This is a genomic window from Variovorax sp. LG9.2, assembly GCF_035018885.1.
Lineage (GTDB): Bacteria > Pseudomonadota > Gammaproteobacteria > Burkholderiales > Burkholderiaceae_C > Variovorax.
This window is the reverse complement of record NZ_JASJXB010000049.1, coordinates 1-15,289: the sequence shown is the minus strand read 5'-3', so window position 1 is coordinate 15,289 and position 15,289 is coordinate 1. Positions and strand designations below refer to the sequence as shown.

Sequence of the window (15,289 nt, the reverse complement as noted above, 5' to 3'; positions counted from 1 at the left end):
CGGGCGCCCTCGTAATCTGGTCTTCTCGTGCATGCATGAGGCGTGCCCGGATCGATCAATTGATCAGCGTCTCCCTAGTGTGGCTGAGCTGGAGCTCGCGATCGACCTGTATGTCCCGCATCACAACGTCAAGCCGAAACCCTTCATCTGGACGGCCACTGCAACGGACATCCTGGCCAAAGTTCCAAGGGACAAGACAACGCTGGCGCAACGCTTCGAATAAGCATTAGAACTTAGAGCGCACTACACAAGCGTCCGCATAAATAGGACTCGCGGCCAATCACATCGTTTACTCCGACCGCTTGGGATCAACGCGTGTTGACTTCTTCTTTGCACTTGTTTGCAGCTTTATTCTTTCTGACGCCATTAATTTCGACAACCCTATGCGCCGTACGCCGAATTAGCGATATCGCGGCTCGCGCGAAGGTGAAGACTTGAGCATCTTTCTGATAGGCCGTCCGTTCCAAATCAAGGCAACGCAGAAAAAGTTCAGTAGTGGATTCGGACCGGGCCCAAACTGCTTCTACCACGTAGGCCTGCTTCTCAGGTTCCTCAATATTGGTGTGCACTTTGATTTGCTCTGCCCGGATACTTCGCAGAAAAACGGCTCGATCAGCGGCCAGAGATACCCCGTCGTTTTCCCCTGGCGCACGGTAATAAAGCGACATAGTGATGAACGCAAGTTCGGGCGTGCGTTCTAGGGCTAACGCTGCAATTTCCAGGAGTGCCAATCGACGAACTGCTTGGGCTTGCCGCATTCCAAGTCCTAAAGTCTGCAACTTCTCGATATGCAACACGCGCCCCGAGTCTCTCAAGCGGACGCCTTCAGCAATGGCCACCACCCGCACACCGTCAAAGATACGAATCGGCTTGTCCCAGAGCGACGCGCCGCCAGCACTCTCTTCAATAAACAAACAACGCATTTCTTTTATGGTCGCAGACGCTACGTCCAGGGACTACCGCGGGCGCGACTCCGCCCAATCACAGCAAGTTCGTGCGAAGTCTAGCAGGATACGGCATTCTCCCCTCCCAAATGCGTCAGTCTCATCGGCGAAGATTCGCCTTGCACATAGTGCAGTGAGAAGCGATTTCGGAAGCCATTTACGCCGATTCGAGGGTGTCTTGCGATCGGACGCGCAGCCCGTGAACGCGATGCTGGATGCCGCTATCGAGACGATCGACATCAGCAGCAACCGGCCTGTTGTGCATTCGGATCGCGGTGCCCACTATCGATGGCCGGGATGGCTGGCACGTATCGCGGATGCCGAGCTGACGCGTTCGATGTCCCGCAAAGGCTGTTCGCCCGACAATGCGGCCTGCGAGGGCTTCTTCGGTCGATTGAGGACCGAATGGTTCTATCCAGGCAACTGGCAATCAACGACTGTCGAGCAGTTCATCCAGGCCTTGGACTCTTACATCCGCTGGTACAACGAAAAGCGCATCAAGATGTCCCTGGGCGCGCGCAGTCCTGTCGACTACCGTCGAAGGTTGGGGCTCACGGCATAAACAGTCCAAGTTTTTAGCCCTACCCCGGTGGCTCAGTTCTAGTTCGGCGCAAACAGTGGGGCTTCGATGGAAGGCAGGGGAGGCCCGCGGCGGTGCAGTGCCTGGCTTCGCTTCGGCGACGGCCGCGCAACGGTCGATCTCGCGGGAGCTGTGGCAGCCCAGCGCCGCGTCGGCACGCCGATCGGAAGTCGGCCACGGCATCTTAGGCGCCAACAGATTTGACTACTTCGCGCCGTGGTGCTCGGCGTGCAGCTTCGTCGCGTGGTGAGCGTGGTCCTGCGCATGCAGCGTGTGGGCTTGTGCGACCTGCGCGTGGTGCGCGGCAGCCTCGTGGCGTCCGCCTTGGGCGTGCTGACCGGCGACCGTGTGGTGCTCGGCAGCCTTCTTGTGGTGTTCGGCGGCTTTGGTGTGGTGGTCGGTGATCGAGTGGGTCGTGCTCATGTAAGTCTCCAGTGTCGAGGGGGTTGTATCCCGTCGGCAATGGAACGACCGTCAACAGGATGAGTCCAGTATGCGCGGACTCTGTGACGCTGGCGTAACAAGAAGCCAGAGACCTCTGGTGGCGCAGGCAGCGTGTACGCCAGCGCGGTCGCATCCATCAGCACGGCCGCTGCGCTTCGCGGGCTGCGCTGCGCGACCGTGACGGCTTCAAGGAGCGCTCGGCGACCCTCCCTGCTCCTGAGAGTCAGCTGTACGCCGACCCCCCGCCGGCGCTGCGCTTTGGCGTCCCCCGAGGGGCGCCGAACAGGCCTGGCCTGATCGGCCGCGCGCTGCGCTTGCGTCGTGCGCGGGAGCTTTGACTTGCACGGCGCTCGCAGTCGCTCGGGGCCGTGGATCCGGCTCTCGGCTCGCGCCGGGCGGTCTCGGCGTTGGGCTGCGCAGGCTAACGCGGCGCCCTGTGCATTGTCTTGGCGTTGGGGCTGAAGGTTCTGTCGCGATAGCAGAGAGAGGCCGAAGGAATCCTTGAGTTGGTCGGCCTCAGAAGGCTAAGGACACGCTGATTAATTGTCCAATACCGGCACGCCTCCTGCATGAACACGAGGACCAGATTACGAGGGCTCAGTGACATGAACCAACGCAGCTTTGCCAGCGCGGAGTACGCATTGAAGAAGAAGCGAACGCGCCGGGAGAAGTGTGTTGCCGACATGGAACGCGTCGTGCCCTGGGCCCGCTTGATTGCCGTGATCGAGCCGCTGTATCCGACCAGCGGACGCGTGGGCCGTCAGCCGATTGGTGTGCCCCGGATGCTGCGCATGTATGCCTGCAGCAGTGGTGCGGCTTGGCAGACGAGGCGCTGGAAGATGCCCTGTACGACAGCCAGGCACTGCGCGACTTCGTGGGCATCGACCTGTCGCGCGAATCGGTGCCCGATGACAACAGTTTGCGAAAGCCAACATCCTTTCTCCGACAAGGAGTCGACTCTTTCGTCGCTTGGAGTAGAACAGCCGATCGACTACATGCGCCGAACGCGCGAGTGGTACCTAGTGTAGTGCGCTCTAAATCCTAATGCTTATTTGGAGACTCGCGCCAGCGCCGCCTTGGCCCTCGTGACTTTGGCCAGGATGGCCGATGCTGTGGCCGTCCAGATGAAGGGCTTTGGGTTGGCGTTGTGATGCAGGATGTAGAGATCGATGGCGAGTTCGAGCGCAGCTACGCTCGCAAAGCTGTCGCGCCGGATGCGGTTCTCGGAGATGTCCCGAAAGAAGCGCTCCACCATGTTCAGCCACGAGGCGCTCGTGGGGGTGAAGTGCATGACAAAGCGCGGATGCCTGGCGAGCCAGGCCTGAACTTGCGGGTGTTTGTGGGTGCCGTAGTTGTCCACGATCAGGTGCAGTTCGAGGTGCCTGGGCGTCTGGCGCTGGATCAGGCGCAAGAAGTTCAGCCACTCTTCGTGCCGGTGCTGCGGCTGGCACAGGGAGATGACGGTGCCGTCGAGCGTGTTCATCGCCGCGAACAGCGTGGTCGTTCCATGCCGCTTGTAGTCCTGAGTGACCGTGCCGGCACGACCGCGCTTCATCGGCAGACCCGGCTGGGTGCGGTCGAGCGCCTGGATCTGGCTTTTCTCGTCGCAACTGAGCACCAACGCTCGCTCGGGCGGGTTCAGGTAGAGCCCCACCACGTCCAGCAACTTGTCCTCGAAGCGCGGGTCCCGCGACAGCTTGAAGGAGGTCTGCCGATGCGGCTTCAAGCCATTGCGGCTCCAGACGCGACGAATGCTCGTCGGGCCCAGCCCCAGCTGAGCCGCCAGCGTGCGCGTACTCCAGTGCGTGGCCGAGATCGGCTTATCGTGCAGCGTCTTGGCGAGGATGAGCGACTCGACTTCGGCGGTCACGCTGCTGACCGGGCGCCCGCAGCGGGGTGCATCCTGTTTGAGCGCATCGATCCCGCCCTCCAGGAATCGCCCCCGCCACAGCGCGACCTGAAGTCGATTCAATCCGACCTCAGCGGCAATGTCCTTGTTCTGCCAGCCCTTGGCAGCCAGCAAGACGATCCTGGCGCGCTGCTGCGTTCGAGCCTCCACTCGCCCCTTGCGAGTCAGGCTCAGCAGCTCCCGTTCAACCTCCGCATCCAGTTCGATCTTCGGCGCAGCCCGCATTGCTTCAACCTCCGCGTTAGACACAGGTTGAAGTTTACAAGAGATATGCTATTTAGAGCGCACTACACTAGCTCTTTTCGCACCACGCCACACCAGCCACTGAACGCTCGCTATGAACATCACTGTCGCCCGCATCAAGCACATCGTTCGCCACGTCTTGCAGGGAGCTCGGAACAGTCGCGCAGCGCGAGTCCGACGCGACGAGCGAGCCAGACTCGACATGGCTGCCATGAGGTCCGGGTCCATCGAAGCTTCGCCCAACAACCCGAGCGGCGAGTCGCAGGTACCACCCCCCGTTGACAAATTCTTTAAGAACCTACTCACCATTGCGGTAATCGTTTCGGCGCTGCTTTTCGTTGCAATCCAGGTCGTCGAGAAATTCAAGCTCTACAAGGAGCAGGCGCCCGCACGGGAGGTCGCTGCCGAAAAGCAGGCGCAGCTTATGGCGGTTGACGACGCCATCAACGCCGTAACCTCCGCCCGAAAAGCCCTGATCTCGAACGCGACGGCACCGCGGCTAACCGGTGCCTATGCCACGACATTCGCGGTAGCATCAAATTCGCTAGGCAACGCGTACATGAATCTGACCCATACCCAAGGGCTGTGCGATGCAGGCGAGAAGTACGCTTATTTCGCTCTTACTTTTAGTGAACCCCAACCCGCTTGCTGGAAAAAAGCCGGAGACAAGATCCGGATTTCCTACGCCGATGGGACCGAGCCTGGGGTCTATGAGGTCTCGGATTTCGATATGTCGCCTGCAGCTCTTGAATCCGCTGCAAAGGTTACTAACGTGTCTTTGGCGATCGTCCGGCAAACCGAAGCACTCCAGGGGTCGCCTCAAAGGACGGATCCCAAAGTTCGTTGAACGCCCCATCCGCGGGCGCATAGGTCTGAATACCCACACGCCGGTCTCCGCATTGCTTCGCAAAGCGAGCTGCCAGGCACATCCTTGTGCATCGTGATCGATGATCAGCGTTCAGTGGGCACTGCTGGACTTGGCGATTTCGAAAGGATCCTGCGTTCAATCGCAGATGATCATGTTGCCGTGCGGTTGGCAGATCTTTCCGTCGTTACGTACATAGGACCCTACCTGACCCTGTTGTTATTGTTGCCGATCGGCCGAGCATCTGGCCACCACGCTGTTTCGCGGTACAGGGCATCTCAGAATAGACCGAGGTACCATTGGTGGCGTCGCACTTCTGCACCTGGCCATAAGCTGCGCTGGCGATGGCAAGCAGCAACACCAAGCCCCAGATATTCTTCGCGTCAATCCGTTTTGAGTGCTTGTGCGCTTCAACGCATCGCCGCTTCACCTCACCTCTCTCGATTCAGTTGTGTGCGACAGGACGGCAGCTATTCAGATTTTTGCGCCAGAGCGTGAAGTCGATATGTGCACATGCGCCTGTAAACAGGCGTAAAGGCAATACGGCTGGGTCAACGCATGCGTGTTCACCGCGTTGGAAGCAGACCACGTATTTCGTGAACCGAAGTCGAAGTCCCAATGAAAAAATCTCTCATTTTTGCTGCCCTGAGCATCGTCCTCGCCGGCTCCGTGTTTGCCCAAGCCCCTGCTGCTGGCACCTCTCCAGCCGCAATGCCGCCCTCGGCGGCGACCGCCGCCACTGCCGCAACCGCCGCACCCAAGGCCATGACCGCCGCTCCGGCCTCTGCCGCACCTGTCACGGCACCAGTCGCCGCACCGACCATTAAGAAGGGCAAGCCCGACCTTGCGCCGGTTGCGCAGGCGCCAGGCGGCGGTGCCGACAAGGTGTGGGCAAACGAGAAGAGCAAGGTCTATCACTGCCCGAGTGACAAGTACTACGGCAAGACCAAGCATGGCAAGTATCTGACCGAAGCGGATGCCAAGACCCAGGGCTTTCACGGCCCGCATGGCAAGGCCTGCAGCTAAACAGCTGCGAGCGGCACGAACGACCCGAACGGTCTACGAGCCGTTTTTTTATGTTGGTCGCAGGGTTTCGACGCCACCCGATGTCGTGGCTGTCAAGTCGCCCAAACTGCTGAAGTTATTGCGTAAGGGAATGCAGGGGCAGTATTGCAAGAACCACCCCCGCAGCGCCATTCCTGCGCGCGCCAGGCGCACAATTGTCGTGGCAACCCATCGGAACGGCAGACCGCATGCACCCCAAGAACGAGTTCAAAAAGACGATCGCCCATCTCGGGATCGAGGGCTCTGCGCTGGCGCAAATTCGAGCGCTCACCGGTGACAGGGCTCTCGCGAAGATGCGCGCGTCGTCTGAACGCGCGCTGATTCGGGAATTGCGCAATGTCACCACCCTGAAGAAGCAGTTGGCGCGTGCATCGATTGCGAAACTTGCGACCGGGCAAATCGACTCTGTTGCGATGGAGCGCATGACGGCTACGACCAAACACATGATCGAAATTCCAAGCGAGGCACGCCGCCGTCAGGTTGCGATGGTCAAAGCTGAACAGCGCAGGGTTGCCGCTTTTGAAACGATGTTGACTGAGGCGATCGCGAGTGGAGCCGACAACACCTGGATTTTGAGGTGGAAGCGTGTCGCGGGAGTCGCTGCCATCTTTGGCGTCATCGCCGTCGGCTAAGTGTTCTGGCCGAAATGACCTTCACAGAGTGGTTTTCGCATCGGAGCCTTTGGGACATCGGATGGTCTGCGTTTCTACTTGTCGTCGGATGGGCGGGCAAGAAGCTGCTGGATTGGCTCTTCGGCGTCGCCAAGGCATCGATCGCAGCGCAGGGAATGAAGGGCACGCTCAGCGCCGTGTTCAACCGTGAAAACATGGCGGTGGTCTATGACCTGCTGGCGATGGTGTCCTTCGCGTTCATCTTTTTTCGCTTTGGCTGGACCGATGATGCGGTGACGGGCAAAGACGTTGCCATCATGATCGGCTGCGTCTTCATGTTTTTGTTATTCGCGCTGTACCTCGCCTTTGACTTCGTGAAGGCGAAGAGGCGCAAGCCGATGCCAGCACTTTAGGCCTGCCTAGACTTCATCGCATCGATAGCGCACTGATGCCTGCACGGCGTCGATGCTGATCGCGGCGGTAGCGCCCCGGTCGCGTTCACGCACAACGTGCACGATGCCGCCACTTCAGTACCGTTTCCATCCGATCACGGTCAACTGGTCGCCCCCGCTGCTAGCCCGAATTAAGCTAGACGACGCGCTGAAGTTTGATCACATTGACGTGTTGCAGCACGAGATGCTGCTTGGCGTCTCAGGTGTCATCTGTGCGAAATGGGAAAAGTTTTCGAGCTGGTGGCTCGCCGGCTTCACCGCGTCGCTGGCGCTGGTGGTGTCGAACTTCGATCGTGTCGTGTCACTGACCGACAGGCCCACGATTTACCGGGTGCTGATCGCGCTGGGCATCAACGTGGTGCTGCACGGGATTCAGCGCGTGCTCGGCACGATGGTGGCAGCAGGCATCGCAGGCGGTGAACTTGGCAAGAAGCTGCCAGTGCTGTGCGCGCCGACGCCAAGCTGAGCCGTTTCTTTGGGTTTGCCGACGATCCACTGAGCCAGGTCGACAGCCTTGAGATCTGCATGCTTGTTGGGCCGATAGCTATTCAGATGGCTCGGTCGAAGTCGGCGGTGTGGCTCAATTCTTTGTTGGCAGCAACATGCACATCTACAAGGTAATCCCACGCGTACAAATTGCGCGGCCTGCGGCCTTCATTCGTGGCGTCCAGGGCCTCGCGGCGCTTCATCAGCGTCTGGCCCCAGCGGTCGGGCGAGGAGTCGAGGAATACGCCGAAGTTCGCCGTCTCAGCGGACGGAAAGAAGGCGCCTTTGCCAAGGCTCAAGTCCGGATCGAGGGCAAACGCACGAGGGTTCCCGAGCCAGCCCGACGCGTACTCGAACCTCGCCTGTCCGCGATCGCTGTGCAGCATCCCAACCAATGTCGGTCCGTCTGTCAGGTCGCTATCGAGCCAGACTTCCAATGCCGTTGTCATGACGACGCCTGCGCCGATTTCGGCTTTGCGCCACCCACGGGTTTGGCTGCCGGAGCCCGGCGTCGTCTCGCGGGCAGGGCGTTATCCTGCAATATGCGCCCAACGACGTCGTCCTTGGCAACCAAAGCCAAGTCCTTCTCCAGGTGAAGCACCGCCAGCACGCGAACGTAGGTTCCCAAGGCGACCGCCGTTTCCCCACTCTCAGCGCGGTAGAGCGTCATGCGAGAGATTCCGGCTCGGGCCGCGACCGTCTCGGCAGTCAGGCGACGGCGCAATCTCGCAAGGCGCAGGCGCTCACCCAGCTCAACGGTCAAGCGTTGCTCAGATGGAAAAAGGCGGGGTTGAGCGGCAGGCATGTATCACATACTAAACAAAGGACCGCGCTAAGTCTAGTTTGTGATGCCTCTTTCCAGAGAGTTGCATAGCGCTTGGTCAGGCCTATTGCGGTCGGTTAAGAATTGATCCTTGCACCGGAATTCCGCTGCTCTATGGATGGGCCATGGAAATCATTGGCAGCACTGAGTTGGAAGGTGGCAAGGTGGCAAGGTGGCAAAGTGGGTAATCGCAATTGCGGCATTTGGGTCAAAAAGGCGCCAGCACCAAATGGTTCAGGCGAAAAAAAGCGACGGGATCTCGAATCGGCCTCAATAATCGCGACAGATCCACCCGCAAGCGTCGAACAAGCCAAGAAAATGCGACAAACCGAGCTCCTCTACCTCAATGCCGAGCTCGACCGATCGCAGCAGCGTGCCGTCGAGCGACGGGTCGTTGCCGGGGAGCTATATCGGGTGCGCAGCGGTATTGCCACGACACAGCCGCTGGCCGAATGGCCACCGCTTTTCAAGCGGGAGAAGGCCCGAATCCTGGCAGCGCTCTTCCCGAAGACGGTCGTTGCCTACCGAAGCGCTTTCGATGGCATTGGTGCCCAAACCGTCTACCTGGCAGGTGGCAGCTATGCACGGGTGATGGAGCTTCCCGGGCTGAAGGTGGTGCTGTCGAGCGGTCCGGGTCCCGTCGACGGAGATACCCAGATCCAAGGACGCGAGCTCTACTTCCCAAGCACAGCCCGGATGCTGCTTGACGCAACTGCACCGGGCCCGCGCGAGGACGATCCGCAGTACAGCCGCAAGATCAGCGCCGAGGAGCTCGAGGGGCGCTTGATTTCGATCTGTGACTCGCGTGGCGAGCATGCGTTCGGCCAACTGCGCGAGCGTGTACGGACAGTTGCCGCGCAGATGAATTCGCCGAAGGCGCGCAGGGAAGAACTCGACCATCTGATGGGCGCAATCCTGGGCACACGCCCCGGTCCAAAGATGGCCACCTCGCAAGGCACTGGTCGTGCGCAGGGTTATGACGCGCCTCGGATGGACCTTTTTCACAAGCTGGCCGGGGTCCTGAAAGTCGCCGGACTACCGCACATCGCGGACGTGGCTCGAGCTTCCCCGGCAAAGACGAACTTTGCCTTCCTCGAGTCGTACTTCAGCAACTTCATCGAGGGCACCGAGTTCGAGATTGGCGAGGCGCGGGCGATCGCCCTCGAAGGCAAGATCAGCGAACTGCGGACCCAGGATTCGCATGACATCAAGGGCGTCTTCGACCAAGCACGCGATCCTGCCTGGCGCGCGCGGGGAATCACCGACATCAGGGCCTTCGAGGAGACCTTGCGCGAGCGGCATGCATTGATGATGGCGGCACGGTCCGAGGTGTTGCCAGGCGAGTTCAAAACGTTGCGAAACGTCGCGGGCAACACGACCTTTGTTGAACCTCGGCTGGTCGTCGGAACGCTCAGAGAGGCGGGGCTGCTCATGCATGACGTGGATGCCGGTCTGGCGCGTGCGTTGCTTGCGATGTTCATCGTCTCCGAGGTGCATCCGTTCAACGACGGGAACGGCCGTCTCGCGCGCCTGGTCATGAACTCGGAGCTGAGCGCGGCGGGCGAGGCGCGAATCATCGTCCCGAGCCTGTATCGCGAGCAGTACCTCGATTGCCTGCGTGAACTGACTCGGTCCGCGCGCACGGAGCCCTATATCGATGCGATGACGAACATCCAGCGGTGGACAGCCGCATTCAGCTTCGAAGATCTTGACGCGACCATCGACCTGATGAAACGGTGCAACGCGTTCGAGAAATCCTTGGTCAAGCACCAGCTGTTGTGGCCCCGGCAATCCGATGAACCACAAGAGGCGACAACGGATGGGTCGACGGCTCCTCGCGGTTGACCGATCTACGCGGTTGCGAAACTCGCGGATGTGCGGTGCTGACGGGCCCATGCCCACGTTGGCAGGTTAGTGCAACTGGGTTTGATGCGAAAGCGCATGGACGACAGAGGCCCCCGCAAGATCGCGCGCCTCCACACGATGCGTTGAACGACAACTTTCGGGCCAGCACCAGACATTCGCTGCGGCCGCCAAAAGGCTAAGTATCTGTGAACTGCTAAGGCGATCTAGCTTGGCTGCGGAGCACTGCAGTAGCGGCAAGTTGAATCCGAAGCCGGGTTCTTGCCTTTGCATTTCTCGCAGGCCCAACCTGGCGGCAGATTGCTGAAGTCTTTGAGACAAAGCAGGATTACCAACCCAATCAGGTTCAAGAAGGGCAAAGCGATGCCCAAAGCGCCTGAACGCCCCTTGGCCCTCGCGTACGCCCAGAACATCGTCCAAAGCGAAATGACGTAGACGGCAATAAGTGGAAGGCGCGCGTCTTCGGAGATGAGCTTGTTTGCGGATACGTACATCACAGTGCCCAGGCTCACGACCGTGACCACGAGCGCCACGTTGCCGATGCGTGTGTATTTCTTAATCACTCCTTGACTCCCTCTTGTTGCGCTAATAAATTATACGTAACACACCGTAACCTTGGCCTGAGGGCTGGCAGCCCGCTCGGCAACTTTCAGGAGGAGGCCCACGCCGCCGGTGTCGGGCCAATACCAGTCATTCAACACAGCAGTTCATGTCATGCCTCTTCAGCAGCTTTCCTTGAATGCAACCATTCGGCAGTTCTATGGCGAGAACGATGAACAGGAAGTCACCATTGGGGTGTCTGGATCGGCGTTCTCGGGATCAGTGGTTGCTTACGACGACCATCGCAAACTCGCAGCCATCTGCAAAAGAGTGTCTGGCTTTCCACTCAGACCGGACGATGCGATTTCGTTTGACTACGGTATCTTCGATCGGCTCAAAGTCAGCTTGTCGGCAAACGCAAAGGGCCATGTGAGCGTCACTGCCGTTCTCGAGAAATGGGGGGCGCCTGCGGGACAGTATCAAGAGGCGATGTCAGTGCAGTTTTGGTGCGACCCGTCGACCTTGGACGCGTTCCGTCGCTCGATTACCGCGTTCGAGCCTGATGTACCGTCCGAGGCCCTTCTGGTTGGCCGTGCGGCGGAACATTGACGCCAATCGGCCAAAAGCGGCCGCTGGGTTCATAGCTTGGAAGAGCAGAGTTGGACTGCTCTGCGTCATTCGCGGACAAAGCCTGATTGGCAGCTCCCGCCATCATCGGCACTAAGCACCGCCGACGCCAACATCAAACGGAGTAGCACCATCCTAGTGCGATTCAGTCGGAAGCTACGATATGTCCTTCTCCGGGAGATTGTTCATGACAACTATTGCAGCGAAAATTAAGGCTCTCCGTTCATGGCCCATAGCCAACCGCAACCGGCGACATCCTTTTGAGCTTGGCGCCGTCCAAACACGAGACAGAATTCAGGCTGGTGTCCGGCTTCACGTCCACGGTCAGGGGCGTTTGCTCGATGACGGCAGCACGCTTGATACCGGCCTGGTATTTCCAGGTATTACACCGCCTGGGATCAGATCCGCTGCTGCAGCATTTCGCAGCGTTCAGCGATTCTTTGAGAGCGCCGCTGTCGAAAAGCGGCTGGCCCCTTGGCAGGTGCTTGGCTTCATGTCCGACAGCCTTGTGCCGAATGGACTCGCCGCTGTGCTGCACGATGAAGATGAGACGGTTCAGTTCATCAACGTCACTGCCGGAGCGTTCTTTCACACGCTCTACTCTGCGTACCACTTGGTATCGGACAAGCGCTTCGAACCGACATTGCCCCGCCCGGGCGAGCACCTCGTGGCGCATGCAGAACCACTCTTCGGAATTGCGCTAAACATTCCAGTCGCACCCGAGCGACGAGCGTTGGCTGGACGGTTCGCAGTAGCTGCCTTGCGAGTCACCTTCTTTCATGAGTTAGCCCACATCCTGCGGGCACATACAGTCTATTTGCGCCGCGAAGCTGGGGCAGGAATCGGAGCGATAACTGAAGTCTCAGCATCTGATTTCGCGAGCTCGCAAGTTATCGACCTTAGACGAAGGGCGTTGGAGACTGACGCCGACGACTTCTCGGGGCGGTTCATGGCGAAGCAGTTCTTTAATGGCTTTCACGAAAATGAGCTGTCGCTAGAAAACCCGCGCTTTAGGGCGAAGGCTTTCGAGGTGGTGGTTGGCGTTGTTTTGATGTACTCGTGGTTTGCAGAGTCGGAGGGCTATCACAGTGGCTCGCTAAGAGCATATTTGGTGCTCGGCTCCATGTTTGTTGAACTAGGACTGGATGTAAATACTAGCGCCAGATGGGTGAACGACAGAGTCTCTGGACTGCAAGCGCTCATGATTGAGCGAGGGCTGTTGCCACGCGGCGTTGGTTTTATCAGCGATGTCAAATTGAGCGATCTGAATCAGGATACCTTCGCCTACAGGGAAAGCCATATGCGCGATTGGTTGCAGCTCAGGCCGTGGGGTTTCAACGGTGATAGGTGACTGCGCTGCATGACGTTAGCGGCAGCGCGTACGCCCGCACAGGGAAGTCGTTTTACTTTGTCAAGAGCCTCCCAGTCACCGGTCGTTACTCAACATCGTGAGCTAAAGGAATGAAGCCACCCGCAACACAGTTTCAAAGCCGGATGCGGTCGTTCTCTGAGAGCCGGGCGATAAGCGGCTGCCGCAGCAAAGCAGCTCCAGAAGAATTGTCGAGCGTCTGCTTCGGGCCCGATGCTGCCCTTCGACTTTGTGACCTGAACTTCAGCTATACACATGAGCGATCGTTCGACCTCGCCACGCGAACTCACGCAGTCGGCAGTAGCCCGTCCTTCACACGTCGGTCCTGGCAAGACCGGTTGCGATCAAACAGCAGCCGCTGATTACGCGGATGCACATCGGCAGCTCCGTGCCCGTTGCAGACTAATCGTGGTTTGGGAAGTGCCGTAGGGCCGGCCAAGATCCGCAATTGGGCCTCCGATTCAGCCGCCAATATCGCTTTGCGTTCTGATGTCATCGAGACGGACAAGACTGTCGTCCTTTTTTTTGTTCAGAAATTTGGCTCGCGCGAGCGCCACCTTTAAACAGCTAGCAAGCCCCGTAGCCTTCCATTTGGCGCTGTAAAGATTTATGAACATCAAATGTCAGTAGCTTATGTAGAGCTGCGATTTAAGAAGGATTGAACCTTGCATTCAGCGTTATGTGATCGGTGGAGAGGGAGCCATACGCTAGAAGTGTGCCCCTGACTGCACCGCGGTTCAAACCTGTGACGCTCATTTTCGGGAAGTCATCACACAAACTGCGCCATATTTCTTCTAGCTCGTCAGGAGATCGAGGCGTCGTTGGGGGGGAGGAAATAGGGTCAGCCGGTACTCTAGCGGTCGCAGAAGTTTCCATGTGCCTATGCTTAGGGACAGGAGCGGAAAGGCCAAGGCGATATTGCGCGTGGCGACGAGTGAGGATACGAAGGTCTGTGGGTGCCGACCGATGGATTAGGCGCCAGTCTCTCGGAGGTGCACCACGATAGTTCGACTAAACCATTCATACGGAATCCCTTGTCCTGCGCCTCTAGCAATTACAAACTTGTGTTGATACCTTTGACTTAAGTCCCGTGCAACGGCGGCGGCCCTAGATTTGTTGTTCGGATCATAGTAAAGAACCGTGCTTTGGCTAGCAAAGCCCGACCATGGCCCATCATTGCTTGCTGGTGTGTGGAAATTGCCGCTAAAGCCGGGCTTATTAGAGGCTTCTGGTGGTTCACTGCAGCCATAAATCTTGTACAGGTCGTCCTCTATACGCTTGCGATTTTGTTCAGCCCATTGATTGCCATAGGATGCCACTTGGCAGCTGAACCCGTTTAAGGCGGTTTCGAGTTGCACATGAGGCTCAGGTAATTTTGGCGCCGCATTATTCAATGGGTTGACTGCCACCCGGCCCACAGGGGCCACCGGGGCAACGTTGGCTACAGGGGCTTTTGGGGTTGGAGAGCTTGGAGGGGGCGTGCTGAGAATCTCGTTCGCAATTCGTTCGCATTTGTCAGCAAGAGCAGGATTGAGTTTCTCTTGTAATTCGCGGGTTGCCTTAGTCACGTCCGAATGTTTAAAGCCAACAGCACCCTCTCCTTTTATTACCACGCCCGAGCCCTTGCCAGAAAAATTAATCTCTGAAGAAGGCGAATTTTCGTCGCCATCTTTTCGAATCACCTCTACTTTGCCGCCGCCACTACTTTGAAGGCAATAAAGATAGTTGAACAAAAGCTGAGGAATGCACTCGTCTTCTGCATGCAGGCGCTTTTCACCGTTCGCGCAGGTCTGCGAATTTGTTGCGTCTGCGGCAAACAAAAATATGAAAAGCGTTAATACATGTCTTGATTTCATTGCTATTCCCCCTCTATTTCACCCTATGTAGTGACCAACTTCGCTGGGCAATCCTAGGGATCGATGAAGAGCCTGGCAAGGACTACCTATCGCGCCTGTATGGCCTGCATGAGGTGACCAGTTTCGCCACTCTGGAGGTCCGTGGTGGGCGCCCAGTGCTTCGGTCATCGAACTGTCGAATACCGTTGTGCAGCATGACCCGACCGCGGCGGATGCGGCGCGATCGACCGCAAACTGGCGGACGACGGCCACCTCTTTCTGCGAAGCGGGAGGGCCGCAATGGGCGCGTAACGGCAGAAGGAGATTTCTGCTCCGATTACCGCTATGCGCCGATAACAGGTCATTGAAGCCGTTCGGGCGAGCGGCCGCTTGTGGCGGAGGCTGTGTGGAAACGCTTTCTGCGGTCAGTGTGCCGAACACTTGCGTTGCAAGCGCCTTGTATGAGCTTCACAGGCTCTCCAGCAGAAGTTTGTCGCGAGTAACGTTAACGGCTCTCGATGCGCAGTGAGCGCCTAGCCGACCGCAACGCAGCGCACCCGAGTTCGACAGTTAAACGCGTAACGTGTTGATCCATATAGGGCCGCGCATCAAACGCTCCACTACAACAGGGTC

The 15,289-nt window shown here is 58.5% G+C and carries 15 protein-coding genes and 3 pseudogenes; 11 read left to right on the top strand and 7 right to left on the bottom strand.

The window, feature by feature from the left end:
- Positions 1-223, top strand: a pseudogene (locus tag QN413_RS25700) (hypothetical protein); the annotation flags it as partial.
- An 85-nt stretch (positions 224-308) separates the two neighbouring features.
- On the opposite strand, the gene QN413_RS25695 reads toward QN413_RS25700, so the two are convergent.
- The gene (locus QN413_RS25695; RefSeq protein WP_323499432.1) at positions 309-914 is read right to left on the bottom strand and encodes a hypothetical protein; all 606 of its coding nucleotides are present in this window, start codon (positions 912-914) and stop codon (positions 309-311) included.
- Between the two features lie 217 nt (positions 915-1,131).
- Here QN413_RS25695 and QN413_RS25690 point away from each other — a divergent pair.
- A pseudogene (locus tag QN413_RS25690) lies at positions 1,132-1,506 on the top strand (transposase); the annotation flags it as partial.
- 222 nt (positions 1,507-1,728) lie between these two features.
- On the opposite strand, the gene QN413_RS25685 reads toward QN413_RS25690, so the two are convergent.
- The gene (locus QN413_RS25685) at positions 1,729-1,947 is read right to left on the bottom strand and encodes a hypothetical protein (RefSeq protein WP_323499431.1); all 219 of its coding nucleotides are present in this window, start codon (positions 1,945-1,947) and stop codon (positions 1,729-1,731) included.
- 626 nt (positions 1,948-2,573) lie between these two features.
- Here QN413_RS25685 and QN413_RS25680 point away from each other — a divergent pair.
- Positions 2,574-2,896: pseudogene (locus QN413_RS25680) on the top strand (transposase); the annotation flags it as partial.
- A gap of 120 nt (positions 2,897-3,016) precedes the next feature.
- Here the strand turns inward: QN413_RS25680 and QN413_RS25675 are convergent.
- Positions 3,017-4,102 (bottom strand): IS630 family transposase, encoded by a 1,086-nt coding sequence (locus QN413_RS25675; protein ID WP_323499430.1) that lies wholly within the window; start codon positions 4,100-4,102, stop codon positions 3,017-3,019.
- Positions 4,103-4,214: 112 nt separating this feature from the next.
- Here QN413_RS25675 and QN413_RS25670 point away from each other — a divergent pair, with 112 nt between their 5' ends.
- From QN413_RS25670 to QN413_RS25650, 5 genes are all read left to right on the top strand, one after another.
- A complete protein-coding gene (locus tag QN413_RS25670; RefSeq protein ID WP_323499429.1) occupies positions 4,215-4,967 on the top strand; it encodes a hypothetical protein in 753 nt (250 codons plus the stop codon).
- A 636-nt stretch (positions 4,968-5,603) separates the two neighbouring features.
- Positions 5,604-6,011 carry a hypothetical protein gene (locus tag QN413_RS25665; protein WP_323499428.1) on the top strand — a complete coding sequence of 136 codons (408 nt, stop codon included), beginning with the start codon at positions 5,604-5,606 and terminating at the stop codon, positions 6,009-6,011.
- Between the two features lie 227 nt (positions 6,012-6,238).
- Positions 6,239-6,682, top strand: a complete 444-nt coding sequence (locus QN413_RS25660; RefSeq protein ID WP_323499427.1) for a hypothetical protein — start codon at positions 6,239-6,241, stop codon at positions 6,680-6,682.
- A 14-nt stretch (positions 6,683-6,696) separates the two neighbouring features.
- Positions 6,697-7,074: a hypothetical protein gene (locus QN413_RS25655; protein ID WP_323499426.1), complete on the top strand. Its 378-nt coding sequence runs from the start codon at positions 6,697-6,699 to the stop codon at positions 7,072-7,074.
- A gap of 52 nt (positions 7,075-7,126) precedes the next feature.
- The gene (locus QN413_RS25650; RefSeq protein WP_323499425.1) at positions 7,127-7,579 is read left to right on the top strand and encodes a hypothetical protein; all 453 of its coding nucleotides are present in this window, start codon (positions 7,127-7,129) and stop codon (positions 7,577-7,579) included.
- An 82-nt stretch (positions 7,580-7,661) separates the two neighbouring features.
- Here QN413_RS25650 and QN413_RS25645 read toward each other — a convergent pair whose 3' ends face one another.
- Together QN413_RS25645 and QN413_RS25640 are read right to left on the bottom strand one after the other, a co-directional pair.
- Positions 7,662-8,036, bottom strand: a complete 375-nt coding sequence (locus QN413_RS25645) for a HipA N-terminal domain-containing protein (RefSeq protein WP_323499424.1) — start codon at positions 8,034-8,036, stop codon at positions 7,662-7,664.
- Positions 8,037-8,044: 8 nt separating this feature from the next.
- Positions 8,045-8,362: a helix-turn-helix transcriptional regulator gene (locus tag QN413_RS25640; RefSeq protein WP_323499423.1), complete on the bottom strand. Its 318-nt coding sequence runs from the start codon at positions 8,360-8,362 to the stop codon at positions 8,045-8,047.
- Positions 8,363-8,740: 378 nt separating this feature from the next.
- On the opposite strand from QN413_RS25640, the gene QN413_RS25635 reads away from it, so the two are divergent.
- Positions 8,741-10,267, top strand: a complete 1,527-nt coding sequence (locus QN413_RS25635) for a Fic family protein (RefSeq protein WP_323499422.1) — start codon at positions 8,741-8,743, stop codon at positions 10,265-10,267.
- Between the two features lie 224 nt (positions 10,268-10,491).
- Here the strand turns inward: QN413_RS25635 and QN413_RS25630 are convergent, their stop codons facing one another.
- On the bottom strand, positions 10,492-10,848 hold the full coding sequence (locus tag QN413_RS25630; protein WP_323499421.1) for a hypothetical protein: 357 nt from the start codon (positions 10,846-10,848) through the stop codon (positions 10,492-10,494).
- Positions 10,849-11,020: 172 nt separating this feature from the next.
- Here QN413_RS25630 and QN413_RS25625 point away from each other — a divergent pair, with 172 nt between their 5' ends.
- Together QN413_RS25625 and QN413_RS25620 are read left to right on the top strand one after the other, a co-directional pair.
- The gene (locus tag QN413_RS25625) at positions 11,021-11,434 is read left to right on the top strand and encodes a hypothetical protein (protein ID WP_323499420.1); all 414 of its coding nucleotides are present in this window, start codon (positions 11,021-11,023) and stop codon (positions 11,432-11,434) included.
- 205 nt (positions 11,435-11,639) lie between these two features.
- Positions 11,640-12,803 carry a hypothetical protein gene (locus QN413_RS25620; protein WP_323499419.1) on the top strand — a complete coding sequence of 388 codons (1,164 nt, stop codon included), beginning with the start codon at positions 11,640-11,642 and terminating at the stop codon, positions 12,801-12,803.
- Between the two features lie 989 nt (positions 12,804-13,792).
- Here QN413_RS25620 and QN413_RS25615 read toward each other — a convergent pair.
- Complete coding sequence (locus tag QN413_RS25615) at positions 13,793-14,677, bottom strand: hypothetical protein (RefSeq protein WP_323499418.1); 885 nt, start codon at positions 14,675-14,677, stop codon at positions 13,793-13,795.
- Positions 14,678-15,289 lie beyond the last annotated feature (612 nt).

Excerpts from the sequence above, each read along its gene's own strand:
- QN413_RS25685 (WP_323499431.1), bottom strand. The coding sequence starts at position 1,947 with ATGAGCACGACCCACTCGATCACCGACCACCACACCAAAGCCGCCGAA.
- QN413_RS25675 (WP_323499430.1), bottom strand. The coding sequence starts at position 4,102 with ATGCGGGCTGCGCCGAAGATCGAACTGGATGCGGAGGTTGAACGGGAG.
- QN413_RS25670 (WP_323499429.1), top strand. The coding sequence starts at position 4,215 with ATGAACATCACTGTCGCCCGCATCAAGCACATCGTTCGCCACGTCTTG.
- QN413_RS25665 (WP_323499428.1), top strand. The coding sequence starts at position 5,604 with ATGAAAAAATCTCTCATTTTTGCTGCCCTGAGCATCGTCCTCGCCGGC.
- QN413_RS25660 (WP_323499427.1), top strand. The coding sequence starts at position 6,239 with ATGCACCCCAAGAACGAGTTCAAAAAGACGATCGCCCATCTCGGGATC.
- QN413_RS25655 (WP_323499426.1), top strand. The coding sequence starts at position 6,697 with ATGACCTTCACAGAGTGGTTTTCGCATCGGAGCCTTTGGGACATCGGA.
- QN413_RS25650 (WP_323499425.1), top strand. The coding sequence starts at position 7,127 with ATGCTGATCGCGGCGGTAGCGCCCCGGTCGCGTTCACGCACAACGTGC.
- QN413_RS25635 (WP_323499422.1), top strand. The coding sequence starts at position 8,741 with ATGCGACAAACCGAGCTCCTCTACCTCAATGCCGAGCTCGACCGATCG.
- QN413_RS25620 (WP_323499419.1), top strand. The coding sequence starts at position 11,640 with ATGACAACTATTGCAGCGAAAATTAAGGCTCTCCGTTCATGGCCCATA.
- QN413_RS25615 (WP_323499418.1), bottom strand. The coding sequence starts at position 14,677 with ATGAAATCAAGACATGTATTAACGCTTTTCATATTTTTGTTTGCCGCA.